The sequence below is a fragment of the Pseudoalteromonas rhizosphaerae genome, from assembly GCF_028885455.1.
Classification (GTDB): domain Bacteria; phylum Pseudomonadota; class Gammaproteobacteria; order Enterobacterales; family Alteromonadaceae; genus Pseudoalteromonas; species Pseudoalteromonas rhizosphaerae.
This window is the reverse complement of record NZ_CP118496.1, coordinates 2,180,666-2,199,462: the sequence shown is the minus strand read 5'-3', so window position 1 is coordinate 2,199,462 and position 18,797 is coordinate 2,180,666. Positions and strand designations below refer to the sequence as shown.

Annotated in this window: 15 protein-coding genes; 5 read left to right on the top strand and 10 right to left on the bottom strand. The window is 41.3% G+C overall.

What is annotated here, in order from left to right; translation table 11 throughout:
* Positions 1-170 precede the first annotated feature (170 nt).
* Together dnaJ and dnaK are read right to left on the bottom strand one after the other, a co-directional pair.
* Positions 171-1,319: a molecular chaperone DnaJ gene (gene dnaJ, locus PVK79_RS09300; protein WP_257326510.1), complete on the bottom strand. Its 1,149-nt coding sequence runs from the start codon at positions 1,317-1,319 to the stop codon at positions 171-173.
* Positions 1,320-1,506: 187 nt separating this feature from the next.
* Positions 1,507-3,423, bottom strand: coding sequence for a molecular chaperone DnaK (gene dnaK / locus PVK79_RS09295; protein WP_182732509.1), 1,917 nt, complete (start codon positions 3,421-3,423; stop codon positions 1,507-1,509).
* Between the two features lie 244 nt (positions 3,424-3,667).
* Here dnaK and PVK79_RS09290 point away from each other — a divergent pair, with 244 nt between their 5' ends.
* Positions 3,668-4,483 (top strand): thioesterase family protein, encoded by an 816-nt coding sequence (locus PVK79_RS09290; protein WP_257326509.1) that lies wholly within the window; start codon positions 3,668-3,670, stop codon positions 4,481-4,483.
* Here the strand turns inward: PVK79_RS09290 and PVK79_RS09285 are convergent.
* Complete coding sequence (locus PVK79_RS09285) at positions 4,472-5,248, bottom strand: substrate-binding periplasmic protein (RefSeq protein ID WP_145236099.1); 777 nt, start codon at positions 5,246-5,248, stop codon at positions 4,472-4,474. The genes PVK79_RS09290 and PVK79_RS09285 overlap by 12 nt on opposite strands.
* A 149-nt stretch (positions 5,249-5,397) precedes the next feature.
* On the opposite strand from PVK79_RS09285, the gene PVK79_RS09280 reads away from it, so the two are divergent.
* The 3 genes from PVK79_RS09280 to PVK79_RS09270 are packed head-to-tail and all read left to right on the top strand — an operon-like array spanning position 5,398 to position 8,912.
* Positions 5,398-6,624, top strand: a complete 1,227-nt coding sequence (locus PVK79_RS09280; RefSeq protein ID WP_149980384.1) for a paraquat-inducible protein A — start codon at positions 5,398-5,400, stop codon at positions 6,622-6,624.
* Positions 6,625-6,633: 9 nt separating this feature from the next.
* Positions 6,634-8,289, top strand: coding sequence for an intermembrane transport protein PqiB (gene pqiB, locus PVK79_RS09275; protein WP_182734109.1), 1,656 nt, complete (start codon positions 6,634-6,636; stop codon positions 8,287-8,289).
* The gene (locus PVK79_RS09270) at positions 8,289-8,912 is read left to right on the top strand and encodes a PqiC family protein (protein ID WP_257326508.1); all 624 of its coding nucleotides are present in this window, start codon (positions 8,289-8,291) and stop codon (positions 8,910-8,912) included. Before pqiB ends, PVK79_RS09270 begins: the two co-directional genes overlap by 1 nt.
* A gap of 102 nt (positions 8,913-9,014) precedes the next feature.
* Here the strand turns inward: PVK79_RS09270 and PVK79_RS09265 are convergent, their stop codons facing one another.
* The 6 genes from PVK79_RS09265 to PVK79_RS09240 form a co-directional block, all read right to left on the bottom strand.
* Positions 9,015-9,338, bottom strand: a complete 324-nt coding sequence (locus tag PVK79_RS09265; RefSeq protein WP_257326507.1) for a GNAT family N-acetyltransferase — start codon at positions 9,336-9,338, stop codon at positions 9,015-9,017.
* Between the two features lie 41 nt (positions 9,339-9,379).
* Positions 9,380-9,784: an NUDIX hydrolase gene (locus PVK79_RS09260; protein ID WP_149980118.1), complete on the bottom strand. Its 405-nt coding sequence runs from the start codon at positions 9,782-9,784 to the stop codon at positions 9,380-9,382.
* Positions 9,785-9,868: 84 nt separating this feature from the next.
* Positions 9,869-10,894 (bottom strand): zinc-binding dehydrogenase, encoded by a 1,026-nt coding sequence (locus tag PVK79_RS09255; protein WP_274804077.1) that lies wholly within the window; start codon positions 10,892-10,894, stop codon positions 9,869-9,871.
* Positions 10,895-10,911: 17 nt separating this feature from the next.
* The gene (locus PVK79_RS09250; protein ID WP_149980117.1) at positions 10,912-12,288 is read right to left on the bottom strand and encodes a TolC family protein; all 1,377 of its coding nucleotides are present in this window, start codon (positions 12,286-12,288) and stop codon (positions 10,912-10,914) included.
* Entirely contained in the window at positions 12,281-15,436 is a 3,156-nt protein-coding gene (locus tag PVK79_RS09245) for an efflux RND transporter permease subunit (RefSeq protein ID WP_182734104.1), read from the bottom strand. Before PVK79_RS09245 ends, PVK79_RS09250 begins: the two co-directional genes overlap by 8 nt.
* 8 nt (positions 15,437-15,444) lie before the next feature.
* Complete coding sequence (locus tag PVK79_RS09240) at positions 15,445-16,611, bottom strand: efflux RND transporter periplasmic adaptor subunit (RefSeq protein WP_149980115.1); 1,167 nt, start codon at positions 16,609-16,611, stop codon at positions 15,445-15,447.
* A 118-nt stretch (positions 16,612-16,729) separates the two neighbouring features.
* On the opposite strand from PVK79_RS09240, the gene PVK79_RS09235 reads away from it, so the two are divergent.
* Positions 16,730-17,674 carry a LysR family transcriptional regulator gene (locus tag PVK79_RS09235; RefSeq protein ID WP_145236132.1) on the top strand — a complete coding sequence of 315 codons (945 nt, stop codon included), beginning with the start codon at positions 16,730-16,732 and terminating at the stop codon, positions 17,672-17,674.
* Here the strand turns inward: PVK79_RS09235 and PVK79_RS09230 are convergent.
* On the bottom strand, positions 17,671-18,708 hold the full coding sequence (locus PVK79_RS09230) for a GGDEF domain-containing protein (RefSeq protein ID WP_182758518.1): 1,038 nt from the start codon (positions 18,706-18,708) through the stop codon (positions 17,671-17,673). The two genes, PVK79_RS09235 and PVK79_RS09230, sit on opposite strands and share 4 nt — an antisense overlap.
* Between the last annotated feature and the right edge of the window lie 89 nt (positions 18,709-18,797).

Here is an 18,797-nt window from a genome sequence, read left to right as displayed (position 1 = left end):
GTTAAATATTTAAGTCGATTGGTATTACTGCGTGGTTTTCAGCAAAGCTGTAGCCAAATAAAAACCTGAACTCTTGAGGGTCAATCTCTTAACCAGAGTTCAGATTAATAAGCTTTTGTTAGCCAATAAAAAATGGCGCTAATTAGCGCCATTTTATAAGTAATGAGTGATTACTTAGTTAAATCATCAAAGAACTTTTTTACACCATCAAAAAAGCCTTTTTCTTTTGGACGGTTTTTAGAACCATCCTTACCCATGCTTTGCTCAAGCTCTTGCAATAACTCGCGTTGGCGTTCATTTAACTTAACGGGTGTTTCTATTACCACTTTACAGATCAAGTCACCAACTGCGCCACTACGGACAGACTTAACACCTTTACCGCGCATACGGAACATTTTGCCCGTTTGACTCTCAGCTGGGATCTTCAATTTAGCACGACCATCTAAAGTCGGTACTTCAATTTCGCCACCAAGAGCAGCCGTTGTAAACCCAATCGGCACTTCACAATATAGGTTATTACCATCACGCTCAAAGATACGGTGTTCACGGACCGATACTTGCACATACAAGTCACCAGCGGGTGCACCATGTACCCCTGCTTCACCTTCACCAGATAAACGAATGCGGTCGCCAGTATCAACCCCGGCTGGGATTTTAACCGATAATGTTTTGGTTTTTTCCACACGGCCTTGACCATGACAGCTATTACATGGATCAGAAATTATCTGACCAGTGCCCTGACAGGTTGGACAGGTTTGTTGCACAGCAAAAAAACCTTGGCGCATTTGCACTTGGCCTGCACCATGACAAGTCGTACATGTTTTCGGTTTAGAACCCGCTTTTGCACCGCTGCCGTCACATGGCTCACAGCTTACCCACGTAGGTACTTTAATTTCTACTTCTTTACCACGAACCGCTTCTTCTAAGCTTAAGTCCATGTTGTAACGTAGGTCTGAACCTCGTTGCTGACGCGATTGACGACGGCCACCACCGCCTCCAAAAATATCACCGAACACGTCACCAAATACATCACCAAAGTCACCATGACCGCCACCAAAGCCGCCATGACCACCACCGCCACCGCCACCGCCTTGTTCAAACGCAGCATGGCCGTATTGATCATACATTTGACGTTTTTGACTGTCAGTGAGGATCTCGTAAGCTTCTTTTACTTCCTTGAATTTAGTTTCAAGTTCTTTATCGCCTGCGGTACGATCTGGATGATATTTCATCGCTAAGCGTTTATACGCTTTTTTTACGTCTCTTTCGCTGGCGTCTTTTGCCACTCCAAGGACTTCATAATAATCGCGTTTTGACATATCTATCACACTACTCTTTTCTTACTGCAGCATTGCTGCGGATAAATCGATAAATCGTATCGATTTATCATCTAATTTACATGCAAAAGGCGCGTCAAGCTTTAGCCCGCGCGCCTTAGTTGTTCATCCTAACTTAAATTGCGATATCAGTCATCGTGTTTTCAGTTAGGCGAAGCGCTAACAACAATTACTTGTCGTCTTTAACTTCTTCGAACTCAGCATCCACTACGTCGTCATCTTTCTTCGCAGATTGTTGCTGCTCGGCACCGGCGTCACCACCTTGTTGTGCTTTAGCTTGTGCGATTTCCATTAACTTTTGTGACTTTTCAGCAAGCGCTTGAGTTTTTGCTTCAATCTCGTCTTTTTTGTCACTCTTAATCGCAGCTTCTAGCTCAACAACAGCCGCTTCAATCGCTTCTTTGTCTTCGCTTGGTAATGCATCACCCGCTTCTTCGATTTGCTTACGCGTACCATGCACTAATGCATCAGCTTGGTTACGAGCTGCAACTAGCTCTTCAAACTTTTTATCGTCTTCTGCGTGTGCTTCGGCATCACGAACCATTTTTTCAACTTCTTCATCGCTTAAGCCTGAAGATGCTTGAATGGTGATTTTTTGCTCTTTACCTGTATCTTTATCTTTTGCCGATACATGTAAGATACCATCAGCGTCCACATCAAAAGTAACTTCGATTTGTGGTGTACCACGTTGTGCTGGACGAATACCTTCTAGGTTAAATTGACCTAGTGACTTGTTGTCGCTAGCACGTTTACGCTCACCTTGTAATACGTGAATAGTTACCGCAGCTTGGTTATCTTCAGCAGTTGAGAATGTTTGCGATTTCTTCGTTGGAATAGTCGTATTTTTCTCAATTAACGCCGTCATTACAGAGCCCATAGTCTCGATACCTAGAGATAATGGCGAAACATCTAGTAATAGTACATCTTTCACATCACCAGCTAGTACACCACCTTGAATCGCTGCGCCTACGGCTACTGCTTCATCAGGGTTAACATCTTTACGTGGCTCTTTACCGAAGAAATCAGCAACTGTTTTTTGTACTAAAGGCATACGTGTTTGACCACCAACAAGGATGATGTCGTCAATGTCGCTTACTGATAAATCAGCATCAGCAAGGGCACGTTTTAATGGCTCTAGTGACTTCATTACTAAATCTTCAACTAGTGACTCAAGCTTAGCGCGTGTTAGTTTCACGTTCATGTGCTTAGGACCAGTTGCATCAGCAGTTACGTACGGAAGATTTACTTCTGTAGATTGTGCAGATGATAATTCAATTTTTGCTTTTTCAGCTGCTTCTTTAACACGTTGCATTGCAAGTGGATCAGTTTTTAAGTCTAAACCTTGATCTTTTTTGAATTCAGCAACTAAATAGTTGATTACGCGGTTATCGAAATCTTCACCACCTAAGTGAGTGTCACCATTTGTAGCAAGTACTTCAAATGTGTGCTCACCTTCAACTTCATCAATTTCAATGATTGATAAATCGAAAGTACCACCACCTAAGTCATATACTGCAACAACGTTTTCGCCTTTGTTTTTGTCCATGCCATAAGCAAGGGCAGCAGCAGTTGGCTCATTGATGATACGTTTAACTTCAAGACCTGCAATACGCCCAGCATCTTTAGTAGCTTGACGTTGTGAATCGTTAAAGTAAGCAGGTACTGTAATAACCGCTTCAGTTACTGCTTCACCTAAAAAGTCTTCAGCTGTTTTTTTCATTTTTTTCAAAACTTCAGCTGAGATTTGTGGTGCAGCGCGTTTTTCGCCGCCCGCTTCAACCCATGCATCACCATTATCTGCTTTGATAATTTTAAAAGGCATGATGCCGATATCACGTTGTACTTCTTCGTCTTCAAAGCGACGACCAATTAAACGCTTAATTGCAAATAATGTGTTTGTCGGATTAGTAACCGCTTGACGTTTAGCAGATTGACCTACTAAAGTTTCTCCGTCTTGCGTGTAAGCTATAATAGACGGAGTGGTGCGATCGCCTTCCGCGTTTTCAATAACACGTGCTTTGCCACCATCAAGTACTGCAACACAAGAGTTAGTAGTACCTAAGTCGATTCCGATAATTTTACCCATGAAATATCTCCAACTTCAAAATTCATTAATACGTTCGATGACTAGTAGATAGGGATGCCACAAACTTAATTCAACTGTAAAAATGAAAAAAAAGTGCTTTTTTGTAATTTATTTTGCAAATAACCCTAATTAATGTGTGGATTGTCTTTTTTTGCATCATTAGGGGCCATTTCACAATCTGGTCTGATGAGTTTTTATGTGTTATAAAATCACTAATAATTAAAAAATGTCTCAAAGGATCACCATGCATTTTGATCAACTATTAAAGCAAGCGGCACTCATAGGCCAGCTGCCCCATTCTGAACAAGCTCACGCAACGATGCAATTTCCTGCAAACTGGTGTCAAGGTCGAACTGCTTTTGGCGGTTTATCAGCCTCACTACTGTATCAGGCAATGCGTCAACAAATAGAACCAAGTCGTCGTTTGTTGTCTATTAGTACAAATTTTGTAGGTCCTTTGTTAGCAGATACTGATTTTTCCCTCTCAGTTGAAATTTTACGGGAAGGAAAAAGTAGCACACAAGTACTGGCAAAAGCGTTGCAGGACGGCCAAGTAAGCGTGGTCGTACAAGCGTGTTTTGCAAAATCGCGAGATTCAGCCATTGAAGTACCAGTGACAAAAACAATGAGCCTAAAACCGGTTAACGAACGTTACACACTGCCATTTAAATCAGGTGCCATGCCGGAATTTTTCCAACACGTCGCGCTTTGCCCTCAGCAAGGTGGAATGCCGTTTTCAGCAGCCCAAACGTCGCATTTAGGCGGATGGATGAAGTTAAAACAATCGCCAGTAGAACTTAGTGAAGCACATATTATTGCCTTAACGGATGCATGGCCGCCTACTTTATTACAAATGTTTAACCAACCAGCGCCCGCCAGCAGTATGTCGTGGTATTTAGAGTTTGTAAAAACACCGCAGTTGGCAGCCGATGAGTGGCTTGGATTTGAAGCAGAAACTCATCACTGTAAAGATGGCTATGGTTTAGAGGATGGTTGTATTTGGTCACAATCCGGCGAATTGCTTGCGCTTACCCGCCAAACCGTAGCATTATTTGATTGAGCTTGGTTCTACAACCTGAGCATAATCACTGCCATCAAAAGCCATTATTTTACTGTATTGCCCATTTTCAATGATATGGGCAAGTCCCATATCAAAAATCTCTTGTAACACTTTACTGTTAAAATAGGCTGGTCGAGGAGCCTCAGGAAATATCGGGTGTACAGTAATAGGCTTGATTGGGTGCGATTCTTTATATTGCTGTAGATAATATAAAAACACCCGTTTTTCTAGTACCACCACATCAACCCACTCTTTCATTAGATGATCCACTTGCGCAGCTTGGTATACGACTTCTTCATAAGCGCTTAATTTAGTCGTTAATGCTTTAAATGGCGGCGGCAGAAATTCGGTGGCGTTTTGAAAGGCAACAACACTTTTCCCCAGTAGATCATAGACAGTATTAATTTTAAAATTATTTTTACGTAAGCTAATTGCCACATTTTGATACGCCAATAAGCTTTGGCTTGGATAAATCGCAGAAGTGGTGAGCCCCGCATAATTCATCGCAATATCGACCTTCATTTGTTCTAAGGATTGCCCTGCACGTTTATTAGACATATAGACTATATCTAGATTTGTTATACCTTGATCTTTAAACGCAGATTTTAAAATCTGCAACTGCAAGCCGGTATCATCCTCACTAAAGACGTAAGGAGGCAAAGAAGGGCTTACCGCAACGGTAATAATGTCGCTAGATTTTGGCGCAGCTAAACTCAATGCAAAAGTGCTATATAAAACAAAAAAAAACACTATAAAATACTTCATTCACCACCCACAGATAGATGCTTTTTAGCAACTGTAAAATTACATGACAACTTTCTTATTAGGCTAGCCTAGTTAAACCAATTTCGCATTTGTATTTAGCATATAATTGATGCAAACTTGATCTAAGATACTTCTAAGTGGTTATTAATTTGCAAACTGCCTGCCCTAATTGTGACTTGATTATTGATATCCCGCACATAGTTGCAAAACAAATGGCTGTCTGTCCACATTGTCACAGTAAACTATGCGCAGCAAATATAAATTATGACAGCCGTATTGTAGCACTCAGTATTAGTGCTTTACTCATGCTGCTAAGCAGTATGTTTTATCCATTTATCTCATTTAGTAGTAATGGCATTACACAGACGATTACCTTGCCCGATGCCGCTCGTATTTTGTTTAATTACGACAGCGATTTATTAGGCATTTTTATTGATGTTAGTATTATTGGTTTACCAATGGCATTACTCACTATTTTGATCCCACTGCATTTAGGCTTACTTAAAGTACTTCCACAAACGATTGCCAGACGCTTACTCAAATTCACCTTAGCGCTAGAGCCATGGATAATGTCAGAAATATTTTTAATCGGTGTATTGGTCAGCATGGTAAAAATAATGTCGCTAGCGGAAGTCAGCTTTGGCGTTAGTTTTTGGGCCTATGCCGCGTTTGTACTCTTCTATATTGGCTCATTAGCACACTTAAATCGTGCTCGATTATGGGATCAAGTACAGCCTCAGGCTGAAATTGCAGCCGCAAAACTTTCTTATCGTGCCATAGATAGTAACATTCGAGCCTGTCATGTCTGCCATCAACTAAGCGATAGCGAATACTGTTCTCGCTGTAATAGCAAAACCCATATCAGAAACCCCCACAGCGTACAAAAAGCAACGGCATGGTTAATAACTTCAATTGCCTGTTATATTCCGGCAAATTTATTGCCAATAATGTACACCACTAGTTTGGGGGATGAATCCCCCTCAACATTAATTGGTGGGGTAATAACACTGTGGCAAGCTGGCTCATACCCTATTGCATTAATCATTTTTTTAGCGAGTGTAGTAGTACCATTAGCTAAAGCGCTCATTTTAACATTTTTATGCTTTTTGGTTAGCAAACCCGCTAACGGCCAGACAAAAGGCTATACGAAAGTCTATCAATTAACCGAGTTTATTGGTAAGTGGTCTATGATCGATGTATTTGTTGTCGCGATTCTAGTAGCCTTAGTGCAATTAGGAAATTTAATGTCAGTAACGCCAGGTTTAGGCACTGTATTTTTTACTATCATGGTGATTTGCCAAATGCTTGCAGCACACGCGTTTGACCCTCGGCTATTATGGGATTCGCCAAACAATGATAAAAAGACCATAAATTAGAGAAACAGCATGAGTGAAACAGCTAATATAAAAAAAGAACCTATTATTTCTGCGATTTGGATCATACCGGTTATAGCTTTGCTCGTTGGTGTGTGGATGCTTTACCAATACCAAGCTAATAAAGGCGCAACCATTTATATTTCAATGCCTCATGCTGAGGGTATCGTGGCAGGCAAGACTGAAATAAAAGTACGTAGTGTGAAAATCGGCCAAATTGATCACGTTCGCCTCTCTGATACTAAAAACAGTGTGATTGCTCGAGCTCAAATTGATAAACATTATGATGGTTTACTCACGGAAGACGCCAACATCTGGGTAGTAAAACCACGTATTGATGAAACGGGTATCAGCGGTATGAGCACGTTACTATCGGGTGTATATTTAGAATTTTCACCAGGTGAAAGTAGTAAAACAAAAGAGCATTTTAAATTACAAGAAGAGCCAGCGCTGATTGATAAAGATGTCAAAGGCGGTCGCTTTTCATTACTCAGCTATGATGCTGAGGTTATGGATGTCGGCACCGGTATATTTTTTAAGAATTATAAAATTGGTCAAGTTGAAACAGCGACATTTGATTGGAAGAATCAAGCGATGAAGTATGGTATTTTCATCAACGAACCTTATCAAAACCTGATCACCTTAAATTCTATTTTCTGGGTCAATACGGGTGTTGAAATTGATTTATCTGCCGATGGCATTAATGTAAAAACAGGTTCATTAAGCAGGTTATTAAAAGGAGGGATCTCGGTTGGTTTGCCTGAACAACAATCGCCGGGTGATTTTGCTCAAGAAGGTCATAGCTTTTCGCTTAGTAATAGTTACAAAGATGCTCTTGAGGAACGCTTTTATAATTTTGATTATTACCTAATTGAGTTTGAGCAGTCTATTCGAGGTTTACGTGCCGGCGCACCGGTTGAATATCGTGGCATGCGCGTAGGTACTGTTGTAGAAGCACCTGCGAATGTGATGATCGATGGCAAACCCGCACACTTTAGAACTGATAATACTGCAGTGCCCGCTTTAATAAAAATAGAGTATGGCCGTATTTACCATGACAATGCCTCAGCCAAACAATTTTGGCAAAGCAGTGTTGATGGTTGGATCAAAAATGGCATGCGCGCTTCTTTAAAACCAGGCAATTTGCTTACTGGCGCTGTGTATGTCGATTTTGATATCTACCACGATGCCCCAGCTGCTAAGTTAGAAACACTGTCTCAATATCAAGTATTTCCGAGTGTCTCCAGTGGCATTACCGTATTAGCAGATCAAGTGTCTGACGTATTAAATAAAGTAAATAATTTAAAAATTGAAGACAGCTTAGCGCAAATTGATTCCGCGTTTGCTGATTACCAAGCGCTGGCGAATGAAATGCGTACATTGTTAAGTAAACAAGATACCCAAAATTTACCCGGTGATATTAATCGTAATTTTGCTGAAATGACAAAAAGTATGCAGCAATTTGATGTCACCATGAAACAGTTTGAAAAAACCATGGCCAGTTATCAACAAGGCTCCTCATTTCATCAGCAATTACAACAAACACTCTCAGAGTTTAAGCGTTTAAGTGAAGAGCTACAGCCACTCTCGCGTGGCTTAAATGAGCAACCAAATATGTTTATTTTTGATAAATCATTGCCTGCCGATCCAACGCCGAGGAAACAATAATGCGGACATTTTTACGTATACAATTTTTTGCTGTTATTGGGGTGCTATTATTATCAGGTTGTAGCCAATCACTTAATACACCCGTTAAATACTACCAGTTTGAGCAAAGTATTAAACCAATGCAGCGCAGTAGCACTGACACATCAGCTCAATTACGGATCAACACAGTAAGTTTACGAGGCGCATTAAATAACCGTGGTATTGCAATGAAAATGGATAATAATCAGGTCAATGCTGCTAATTATCACTTATGGAGTGAAGCGCCAGATCAAATGCTAACAGCTAGCGCCCATCAAACATTATTTACCACGCTTGATAACTGGATGGTGGTCAAAGGATTACCTGTTATAACAGATAAAGATCAGCAAAGTTATTATGAATTAGAATATGAGCTACATCATTTCAATGGTGATAACCAAGGTAATGCGGATATTTCTGGTTTGTGGCGCCTATATTATACGTCGTTTGAAAATGGCCGCTCTTTAAAAACAATTCATTATTTTAGTGAGGTTAACCCTTTAACTGGTGATGATTACGAAGGCCTCGTCGAAAGCTTAGAGCAAAACTGGCAGAATATTAATCAACAGGTAGCAACTACCCTGAGTGTTCTTATTCAAGAATAAACACCACTAAAGCAGTGCCATCATTATTAAGCACTGCTTTGCCTATATACCCAAACCCGAGTTTATTTAATAACCCATGCGAAGCGGTATTGTTAGCATCGGCTATCGCGGCAATGTAGCTGAACTTACCTTGATACGCGTGTAATAGTTTTGCAGCCGCTTCATAGGCACTGCTAGTGCTTCTCGTTGGAATAAGCCCACCATGCCCATGGCAACGCCTTGTTTATTTGCCACAATATAAGGTCCAAAACCTTGCTGTTGGTGGCCATCAATAAAGGTTTTTTGTAAATAATCTTCGGCTTGTTGTTTGGTATAAATGCCTTTATCAGCAATATAACGATAAAAGCTGGGCTGATTTAATAAGCTCAAGATAAACGACGCATCACTTAGCTGGCCATGGCGAAGAATTAAACGTTGCGTATTCATATCTCGTTTTCCTATTAATGATAGTGATCGTTTAAGCTAAATTAAAATGCAGCACTATCAACTGTACCGGTATAATTTAAACAGGCTGCGACACGATGTTGTTGAACCTTGGAAAGCTCCGACAATTTATAATAACGATGTGCTAAGTGTTCATCGCTGAGCGTGATCACAGCATCTTTTAACAAACTAACTCTAAAAATAAAAGCATGAGAATTAAACGCTTTGTGATAATAAATACCGGTTAAGTGTTCAATTTTCACTTCACAGCCGAGCTCTTCTTGGCATTCGCGTATGAGTGCTTGATGTACAGTTTCACCGACATCTAAGGCGCCACCAGGTAATCCCCAGCTTAGCTCACCATAGCTTGCCTTTAGCAGCAAAACCTCCCCGCTGGCATTAGTGATCACCCCATGGGCGCTGAGTCGATAAAAATCTGTAAATGCCATGTTTCCCTCTAAGTTGATAATCTTAAACAATAACAAAAAGCCCCGCAATTGCGAGGCTTAAAGATTATGAATCACGGTTAATAATTAATCATGGCTAATTTTCACTACCTGCTTTCCGGTAAAGCCACCAGCAATTTGTTTATTCAGCGCCTGTGAAATACTACTGGCGTTAAATTCAACCTCAATGATCTGCGGTATTTTGATACTGCCACTGGCTAAATTGTCTAGCAATAAATTGCCCATAAAACTCATTTTTTGCTGAGCACATAAACTGTTTGCTAACCACGCTCCACCTAAAGAAACAATACCTATATTTGGCGCACGTCTGAACATCAGCTCCTGCTCAAACTTAGGCAGTGGATTTAAGCACGCAATACGGCCACAAAAACGCATTAATTCAACATTACGTACCGTGGTTTCACCACCAATCGAATCGAGCACTGCATCAAAGCCTTGTGGACCAAGTTCTTTACGAATTTTATCGCTAAGCGTTTTATCGTTGTAATCAAACACCACATCAGCACCCAATTGTTTAACAAGCTTATGGTTGCGTTTGCTCGCGGTGGTAAATACCGTAGCACCACGTTGTTTGGCAAATTGAATGGCGAACTGACCGACGGCCCCCGCACCAGCTTCAATTAAAAGTGAATCACCTTCGGTTAATTGCAGTTTATCAAGAGCTATTAATGCCGACATCCCTGCGCAGGGTAATGTCGCGGCTTGCTGTAACGTAACGCTGTCAGGAATTTGCGATACAGCAAAGTTAGGCACTTTAGCGTATTGTGATAACACCCCTTGGTCGCCAACATTACCATGCCACATAACCCGAGTACCGACACTTGGAAATACCCCTTTAGTGGCTTTTACCACCACCCCTACAGCATCAAGGCCTAGGGTATGAGGATAGTGCCATTTACAAAAACCTTGTTTAGCAAAATACGCATCAACCGGATTCAACGCAACATACTCAACCTTTATCAACAATTCGTTGTCTACAACATCAGGCACCGGCAATTCAAGCTCAGATAAATTAATCTGTTCATTAGGTTCAAGTAACGCAATCGCACGCATTGTCGCGGGGATTGTTGATAAAAGATCAGTATGTGGCATCAAAAACTCAACTTAACTTAATTAACTAACGCATAACTCCAACGACCATTAAATACTTGGTAAGTGTCTACTTTAGCAAGTAATGATGAAATCGTTGAGTCAATTGCATTTTCCTGCGCTATTAAAACATCCTGTCGCGCATCTAACAACTCTAAGTAAGGTATTTGCCCTTCTTGGTACATCGCCTGCGCTTGTAAAAAGGCATTATTAGCAAACTCATAACGTGCTTTGGCATAGCCTAGTTGTTGAGTTTGTTTGACTAATAACTGCAGTGAAAGTTCACTCTGCGCTAATGCCTCCAACACCACTTGTTGATATTGGCTGTAAGCGGCTTCACTGAGATATTGCTGAGCATCACGTTGCGCCAATAACGCAGGGTAGCTCAATAATGACCACTGAATGCGTGGGGCAACTTGCCATTGCTGCGTAGTGTCAGAAAGCTGGTTGTTATCTAAGCTCAATACACCTGCAAACGCCGTTAAACTGATATCAGGTAATAATGCTTTACTCGCAGCCACGCTTAATGAATTAGCTTGGCTAAATTCAAATAATGCTTGGCTAATATCAGGACGCAGTGCAATGGCATCACTTGGGGTGGCTAAACTTACAGTAAATGCATGCTCAAACAGCGCTTGCTCATCAACTAAGGTTAGATCAGCAGGTAACTGCCCTGTTAACGTCGCAAGCGTTGCTAGATCACGAAATTGCGCGTATTCAATATCTGGCAACAAAGCTTGCTGCTGCTTCAATTGTGCTAAGGTTCGATTTAAATCAAGCTCATTAGCGACCCCTTCCTCAACGCGAGCCCGCAGAACCGCAATACTTTGCTCTAATGCTTCAATTTGTAGGTTAATGATCTGCTGTTTTTGCTTATTACCTTGAAAACTGACAAACCCTTTTACCACAGAGGTAACAACTTCAATATGCAAAGCACGTAATTGTTCCGCTTGACTCATTGCCCCTGCATTCGCAGCATCAACAAGCGCAGTTATTTTACCAAATAAATCAAGTTGCCAATCAAGGTTAACATTGGCTTCCGATTGACGCGTGTTAACGTTACCAGTACTTGAGCGAGTGGCATCAACTGCCACTGCACCTTGGGGAAGATACTGTGCTTTTTGCCCACCTAAACGAGCAAGCGCGCTTTGTAACTGCAACTGACTAGTGTGCAAATCATGATTATTAGCGCGCGCACTGAGCACTAGATTATTTAACTGGGTTGAATTTAATTGCTGCCACCAGTTAAGCTCATCTTGACCTTGTAATTGTGCTGCGATTTGTGTTTTTGCAACAAATTCTTGTAGCTGATTTTGCTGTTGCTGCTCATCAATTTTACTGGCGCAGCCACTTAATAAACCCGCCACAACAAGAGCGGTTAACTTATACTTACTCATTAATTTGCTCCTGCGTAGTCACTTTACGGGTTTTAGTTACCAAAATATAAAATACAGGGGTAAATAATAAACCAAACACGGTTACACCAATCATACCCGAGAACACTGCGTTGCCCATTGCATGGCGCATTTCTGCTCCAGCTCCCGTTGCTAATACTAAGGGAATAACACCCGCAGTAAAGGCAATTGACGTCATTAAGATAGGTCGTAAACGCATCCGACAAGCTTCTAAAATAGCGTCGAAATGACTCAACCCATGGTTATTTTTATCGCGTGCAAACTCCACCATTAAAATGGCATTTTTAGAAGCCAAGGCAACCAATACAATCAATGCTATTTGCGTGAAAATATTATTATCAGCGCCAACCAACCATACACCCATTAATGCTGAGAATATTGTCATTGGTACAATAAGAATAATAGCCAGTGGGAGACGTAAGCTTTCATACTGCGCAGCCAATACCATGAACACTAATAACACCACTAATGGGAATACGTAGACCATGGTATTACCCGCTAGAATTTGCTGAAAAGTAACTTCGGTCCATTCGTACTCAATACCCGTAGGTAAATTATCAGCCAAGATCAGCTCAATTGCCTGCTGTGCTTGATCTGAACTGTAACCAGGCGCTGGACTACCATTAAGCTCTGCACTTGGGTAACCATTGTAATGCATCACTCGATCAGGACCTGTTGTAGGCGTTGCCGTTAATACCGAACCTAATGGCACCATATTCCCTTGGTTATTGCGCACTTTTAGATTCAATATTTGTTCTGGATCAAGGCGGAAATCAGCATCAGCTTGGGCATTAACTTGGTACGTACGGCCAAATAAATTAAAGTCATTAACGTACATTGAGCCCAAATACACTTGCAACGCATTAAATACTTCATCCAATGGAATACCTTGAATAAGCGCTTGCTCTCGGTCGATATCAATATCCATTTGTGGTACTTGAATTCTAAAACTTGAATAGAGCCCCATTAACGCAGGATCTTGCTGAGCTTTAGTAATCACCGTTTGCAAACTGTTAAATAGTGTTTCAAAGCCTTTATTACCGCGATCTTCAATTTGCAGTTTAAACCCACCCGTGGTGCCTAAACCTTGAATTGGCGGCGGTGGGAATACAGCCACAAATGCTTCATCAATGGCACTAAAACGCTGGTTTAACTGTGCCGCAATAGCCATCGCCGATTTACTAGGATCGCTTCGCTCACTAAAGGCTTCTAGCGGTGTAAATACAATGGCGCTATTAGGACTGTTAGTAAAACCATTTACCGACAAGCCAGGAAAGGCAACTGTGTGAGCAACCCCTGGTACTTGCAGTGCAATTTCTTGCATTTGCCTAACCACATCTTGAGTACGGTCTAAACTCGCTGCATCAGGTAATTGTGCTATCGCAACTAAATACTGCTTATCTTGTGCAGGAATAAAACCACCCGGCACGGCATCAAATAGCTTAATTGTTCCGCCTAATAAAACCACGTATGCAATCACCACTACCACGCTCATGCGCATTAGTTTTTGTACCAGCTTTTGATAGCCTTTGGCGCCACGGTCAAATACTCGATTAAAGGGTGCAAATAACCAGCGACCAAATAAACGATTTAATAAACGCGTCAGCGCATCCGGTTTAGCATCATGACTTTTAAGTAATAGTGCCGCCAACGCCGGTGATAAAGTTAATGAGTTAAATGCTGAGATAACCGTTGAAATAGTAATAGTTAACGCAAACTGTTTATAAAATTGACCTGATAAACCACTAATAAACGCGGTAGGAATAAACACTGCACACAACACTAACGCAATCGCGATTATAGGCCCTGTCACTTCAGTCATCGCCACGCGCGTTGCTTCCAGAGGTGATAAACCTTGTTCAATGTTACGTTCAACGTTTTCGACCACCACAATAGCATCATCGACCACAATACCTATGGCAAGTACTAAACCAAATAACGACAGCGTATTGATCGAGACCCCTAACCACTGCATCACCGCAAAAGTACCAATTAGTGAAACTGGCACAGCTATAAGCGGAATAATCGAAGCACGCCAGGTTTGTAAAAATAACACCACTACAATTACCACTAACGCGATAGCTTCAAGTAACGTTTTGATCACCGCATCAATCGAGCCGCGAACAAATACCGTAGGGTCGTAGACAATGTCGTACTCAACACCAGCTGGAAAATCTTTCGATAAACGCGCCATGGTTTCGCGTACTTGATCTGAAAGCTCAATCGCATTAGAGCCAGGACGTTGAAATATCGGCATCGCCAGCGCTGGTTGATTATCAAGTTCAGCTCTAAGTGAGTAAGTATTTTGGCCTAAATCGACACGTGCAACATCGCTTAGACGTGTTAATTGACCTTGTTCACCCACTTTAATGATCACTTGCTGAAACTCTTCAATACTGTTTAAGCGCCCTTTTACATTTAACAATATTTGAAATTGACTGTCTGTTGAAGCAGGTTGTGCACCTAAGCTACCCGCTGCAACTTGTTGGTTTTGCGCACGCAATGCGTTGACGACGTCCATTGCAGTTAATTCTCGTGCTGCTAATGCATCGGGGTTAAGCCACACTCGCATTGAATATTGACCACCACCAAATAATTTTACATCGCCTACGCCACTCAAACGTGCAATTTGGTCTTTCACATATAAATCAGCGTAGTTAGATAGATACGCTGTATCATGTGTTTTTTCCGGTGAGAATAAGTGTACCACCATGGTTAGATCCGGTGATGATTTTTCAGCGACGACGCCTAAGCGCTGCACTTCTTGTGGTAGTCGCGGCAAAGCACTGTTAACCCGATTTTGTACTTGTACTTGCGCACGATCTAAATCCGTTCCCAATGAAAACGTTACCGTCAGTGTCATACGCCCATCACTGGTCGCTTGGGAAAACATATACAACATGTTCTCAGTACCATTGATCTCTTGCTCCAATGGAGTGGCCACAGTTTGTGCTATTACGGTTGGATTTGCTCCTGGGTAGTTCGCAGTTACCACAACTGTCGGCGGAACAACTTCAGGATACTCACTGACCGGCAGTTGAAACAACGAAATACCACCGGCAATTAAAATCACCAATGACAGCATGGCTGCAAATATCGGTCGTTGAATAAAAAAGTGAGAAAATTTCATTATTCGTCCTACTTCTTAGCCATAAGTGTGTGCTGCGCCGTTGGCGATAACGTAAAAGCAACACCGGTGGTGTCTAGGGTCACTGTATTAGGTGAAATCGGCATGCCAGGTCCAACACGCGCAGGACCATTAACCGCAATCACATCGCCAGCTTTTAAGCCCGAGGTAATAGCGCGAAAACTGCCATAGCGCTCACCGGTTGTAACCAGTTTATATTCAAGAATATTGCCTTCACCTACAGTGAGCACAAAGCGATTTTTCAAATCGGTGCCAATTGCTCTATCAGGCACAATAACTTGCTCTGTAACGTCATTGGCCGCTAACTTAATACGTGCAAATGAACCGGCGCGTAAGGCGGTATTTTCATCAAATCGTGCACGAACTCGCAAAGTACCTGTTGCTGCATTGATTTGATTATCAATAAAGTCGATATAACCGGTGTGTGCAAAGCCATTTTGACCAACTTTTTGCATGACTACTTGCTGATGAGCAGCGGCGGTTACTTCATCAAATGAACTATTCCAAGTACGTTCATCAACATCAAAGTAAGCATACATAGTTTGATTTGATACGATTGAAGTCAGTACACTTTGCCCTGCAAGCACATTATTACCTTTGGTAATATTTGCACGCGAGATCACACCATCAATGGGTGAACGTATATCTGTAAATTCTAAATCTAAATTAGCTGCAATTAGCTGGGCTTTTAAGGCCGCAAGTTGTGCTTCACGTTGGCGTAACGTTGACGTACGTGATTCCGCTTGCTCTGTTGAAATCGCTTTTCGCTCGGTTAATCGCACCGCTCTTTTAGCTTCACTTTGCGCTTGCGATAAAGCGGCTTCAGCACTGACTACTTGTGCCTCTAAACTTGCTACAACCGCAGCATATGGGCGAGCGTCAAGTTTAAACAGTAAGTCACCCTGTTTAACCTCGTCGCCCTCATTAAACGCAATATGCTCAATAACTCCGGCAACACGTGGCATAAGTGATACTTCTTCCGGCGCTTCTAAACGCGTAGTGTAGGTGTGCCAGTTTTGCACTGGCTTAATGATCACTGAGGCAACATCTATTGGTTGAAGATGTGGTTGATTGCTCTGTTGAGCAGGCTCTTCTGCACAACCGGTGAGGGCAAGTGATGCCCCTAAAACTGCAATAGCTATTAAGTGTTTGTTCATGACGACGCTCCATTTAGTGTATTTTTCTATGTTACGGAACATTTTTGTGGACAAAAACCATAGATTTTTAAATTCATTAATGCCAATATGGCATCAATTAAATATTGGTGAGTAATTAATGGATACCACAAGTCGCTTATTGATGTTGTTAGAAGTCGTTGAGCGAGGCTCATTCGCTAAAGCAGCAGAAACCCGTAATATTGATCGTTCAGTGATCTCAAAACAAATAAGTCGTCTCGAAGATGATTTAGGAGTACGTTTACTGAACCGCACCACCCGCTCATTTTCACTGACAGCTGCAGGGGCCGAAATGATTAAAAAGGCCAGTGAGTTGAGGCAACTACTAGGTGAAACTGTGCGTTTAGCCGAGAATTATCACCAAGAGCCACGCGGTGTATTAAAAATCACTTCATCAACCATTATCGGCAGGCGTTATCTACAACCTGTAATTAATGATTTTCAAAAACGCTTCCCGCAAGTAGAAGTTGAACTAAGACTCGATGATAAGTTAGTTGATCTGGTATCTGAAGGCTTTGATCTTGCTTTTCGGGTCGGTGAGCCAAAAGACTCATCACTGATCGCACGTAAAATTGCGCGCAATAGATTACTAATATTAGCCGCACCTGAGTTTATTCAAACGTATGGATTGCCAAGTAAAATAGAGGACTTAATTGATTTACCCGCAGCCAGTTATTCCAGCACTTCGTTGCGCGTTGAGGGTATTCGTTATGTAGATCAATATGGTCTACCGCAAGAGCAAAAAATTAAGAGTGTGTTTAGAGCCAATGATGCCGAGGTACTGCTCGATAAAACGCTTTCTGGAACAACCTATGTGCTCGCGCCAGCATTTATCATTAATGATGAAATAAAGCAAGGACGTTTAGTGCCCTTATTAACAGACATCAAATTACAAGAATACAGTGCGATGTACGCGGTATATCCACACCGTGATTTACCTGTAAGAACACGGTTATTTTTTGATGCGATACGTGATCACTTAGGTAAAGAAACACCACTTTGGGAAAGTAACATTCCCGGTTTCGAGCACATGTATCTAGGTTAAGAAACCTGTTCTAGTTTTGCTGAGTATTGCTGTGAGTCAAAATAAACATTGTTTCGACCATGTTTTTTTGCATAATAAAGTTGCTCATCTGCTGCTTTAATCGCTTGTTTTAGGCTATCGCCATCACGATAAGCAGCTAAACCGATACTTGCTGTTAAACTTATTTCACGCGCACCAACATTGATAGCCGTACTTTGCAAACCGACTCTGATATTTTCAGCAATTTGATAAGACTCTTGTTGATTTGAATCAGGAATGAACAGTGCAAACTCTTCGCCGCCAGTACGAAAAACTCGCCCCTTGTTAAGTGTTTCTCTTAATATAGTGGCAATTTCAACCAGAACTTGATCGCCCACATCATGACCAAATTCGTCATTTACTTTTTTAAAGTAATCAAGATCTAGCACCATAATAAATAAATTAATTTTGTCTACCAACTCAACTTCAAAGTAATGGTTCATTGCTAAACGGTTGCCGGTGTTTGTCAGCGGATCTAACAAGGCAAGGTTTTCTAGTCGCTCTGAAAATTGTGCTCGGCTCGCTTCAAAAATATGCGCAGTAACCCAAACTATCACATAGCTAAAACTCATATTTAGGTACAGGTTAAGCTCTGAAAATGGTGCTAAGGAGGGTTTACTAATAAACACAGCCGTTTGTACACACACTAATAACAACGATAGGTAAAAACCACACTTACAACCTAACAATAAATAAAATAATATAGGTAAAGTAAAAGTCCAGACGAACAGGCCACTCTTAACAACAGCAAGGTAAGTGCCCAAGATTACTAATAGCATAATACAAAGGCACAATAATAACGGCTGCCAAGTCTGAAATTTTCGTGTCCGAGCATAGTTAAAAGTATAAAAACAATAAATAGCAAAAACCCCTTCTAAAATCCCTAATGAGTAAAAGTCATTAATAAAAAGATTAAAATAGGTAAAAACACTCGCTAAAATTCCGAAACAGAAACAAATCCATTTCAGTAAATTTTCACGTAATACTTGAGCGCTATCTAAGGCTGCGATATCCATTGATTAACTTTAATTCGAACGAAAAAAAGTCAGTCTAACGGTTAATTGAAAGAGTACAAGCTCTATTTGTTTTTGATATATTCATTTTT

Bases quoted from the DNA above. Each gene is read 5' to 3' on its own strand.
- dnaJ (WP_257326510.1), bottom strand. From the start codon at position 1,319: ATGTCAAAACGCGATTATTATGAAGTCCTTGGAGTGGCAAAAGACGCC.
- dnaK (WP_182732509.1), bottom strand. From the start codon at position 3,423: ATGGGTAAAATTATCGGAATCGACTTAGGTACTACTAACTCTTGTGTT.
- PVK79_RS09290 (WP_257326509.1), top strand. From the start codon at position 3,668: ATGCATTTTGATCAACTATTAAAGCAAGCGGCACTCATAGGCCAGCTG.
- PVK79_RS09285 (WP_145236099.1), bottom strand. From the start codon at position 5,248: ATGAAGTATTTTATAGTGTTTTTTTTTGTTTTATATAGCACTTTTGCA.
- pqiB (WP_182734109.1), top strand. From the start codon at position 6,634: ATGAGTGAAACAGCTAATATAAAAAAAGAACCTATTATTTCTGCGATT.
- PVK79_RS09270 (WP_257326508.1), top strand. From the start codon at position 8,289: ATGCGGACATTTTTACGTATACAATTTTTTGCTGTTATTGGGGTGCTA.
- PVK79_RS09265 (WP_257326507.1), bottom strand. From the start codon at position 9,338: ATGAATACGCAACGTTTAATTCTTCGCCATGGCCAGCTAAGTGATGCG.
- PVK79_RS09260 (WP_149980118.1), bottom strand. From the start codon at position 9,784: ATGGCATTTACAGATTTTTATCGACTCAGCGCCCATGGGGTGATCACT.
- PVK79_RS09255 (WP_274804077.1), bottom strand. From the start codon at position 10,894: ATGCCACATACTGATCTTTTATCAACAATCCCCGCGACAATGCGTGCG.
- PVK79_RS09250 (WP_149980117.1), bottom strand. From the start codon at position 12,288: ATGAGTAAGTATAAGTTAACCGCTCTTGTTGTGGCGGGTTTATTAAGT.
- PVK79_RS09245 (WP_182734104.1), bottom strand. From the start codon at position 15,436: ATGAAATTTTCTCACTTTTTTATTCAACGACCGATATTTGCAGCCATG.
- PVK79_RS09240 (WP_149980115.1), bottom strand. From the start codon at position 16,611: ATGAACAAACACTTAATAGCTATTGCAGTTTTAGGGGCATCACTTGCC.
- PVK79_RS09235 (WP_145236132.1), top strand. From the start codon at position 16,730: ATGGATACCACAAGTCGCTTATTGATGTTGTTAGAAGTCGTTGAGCGA.
- PVK79_RS09230 (WP_182758518.1), bottom strand. From the start codon at position 18,708: ATGGATATCGCAGCCTTAGATAGCGCTCAAGTATTACGTGAAAATTTA.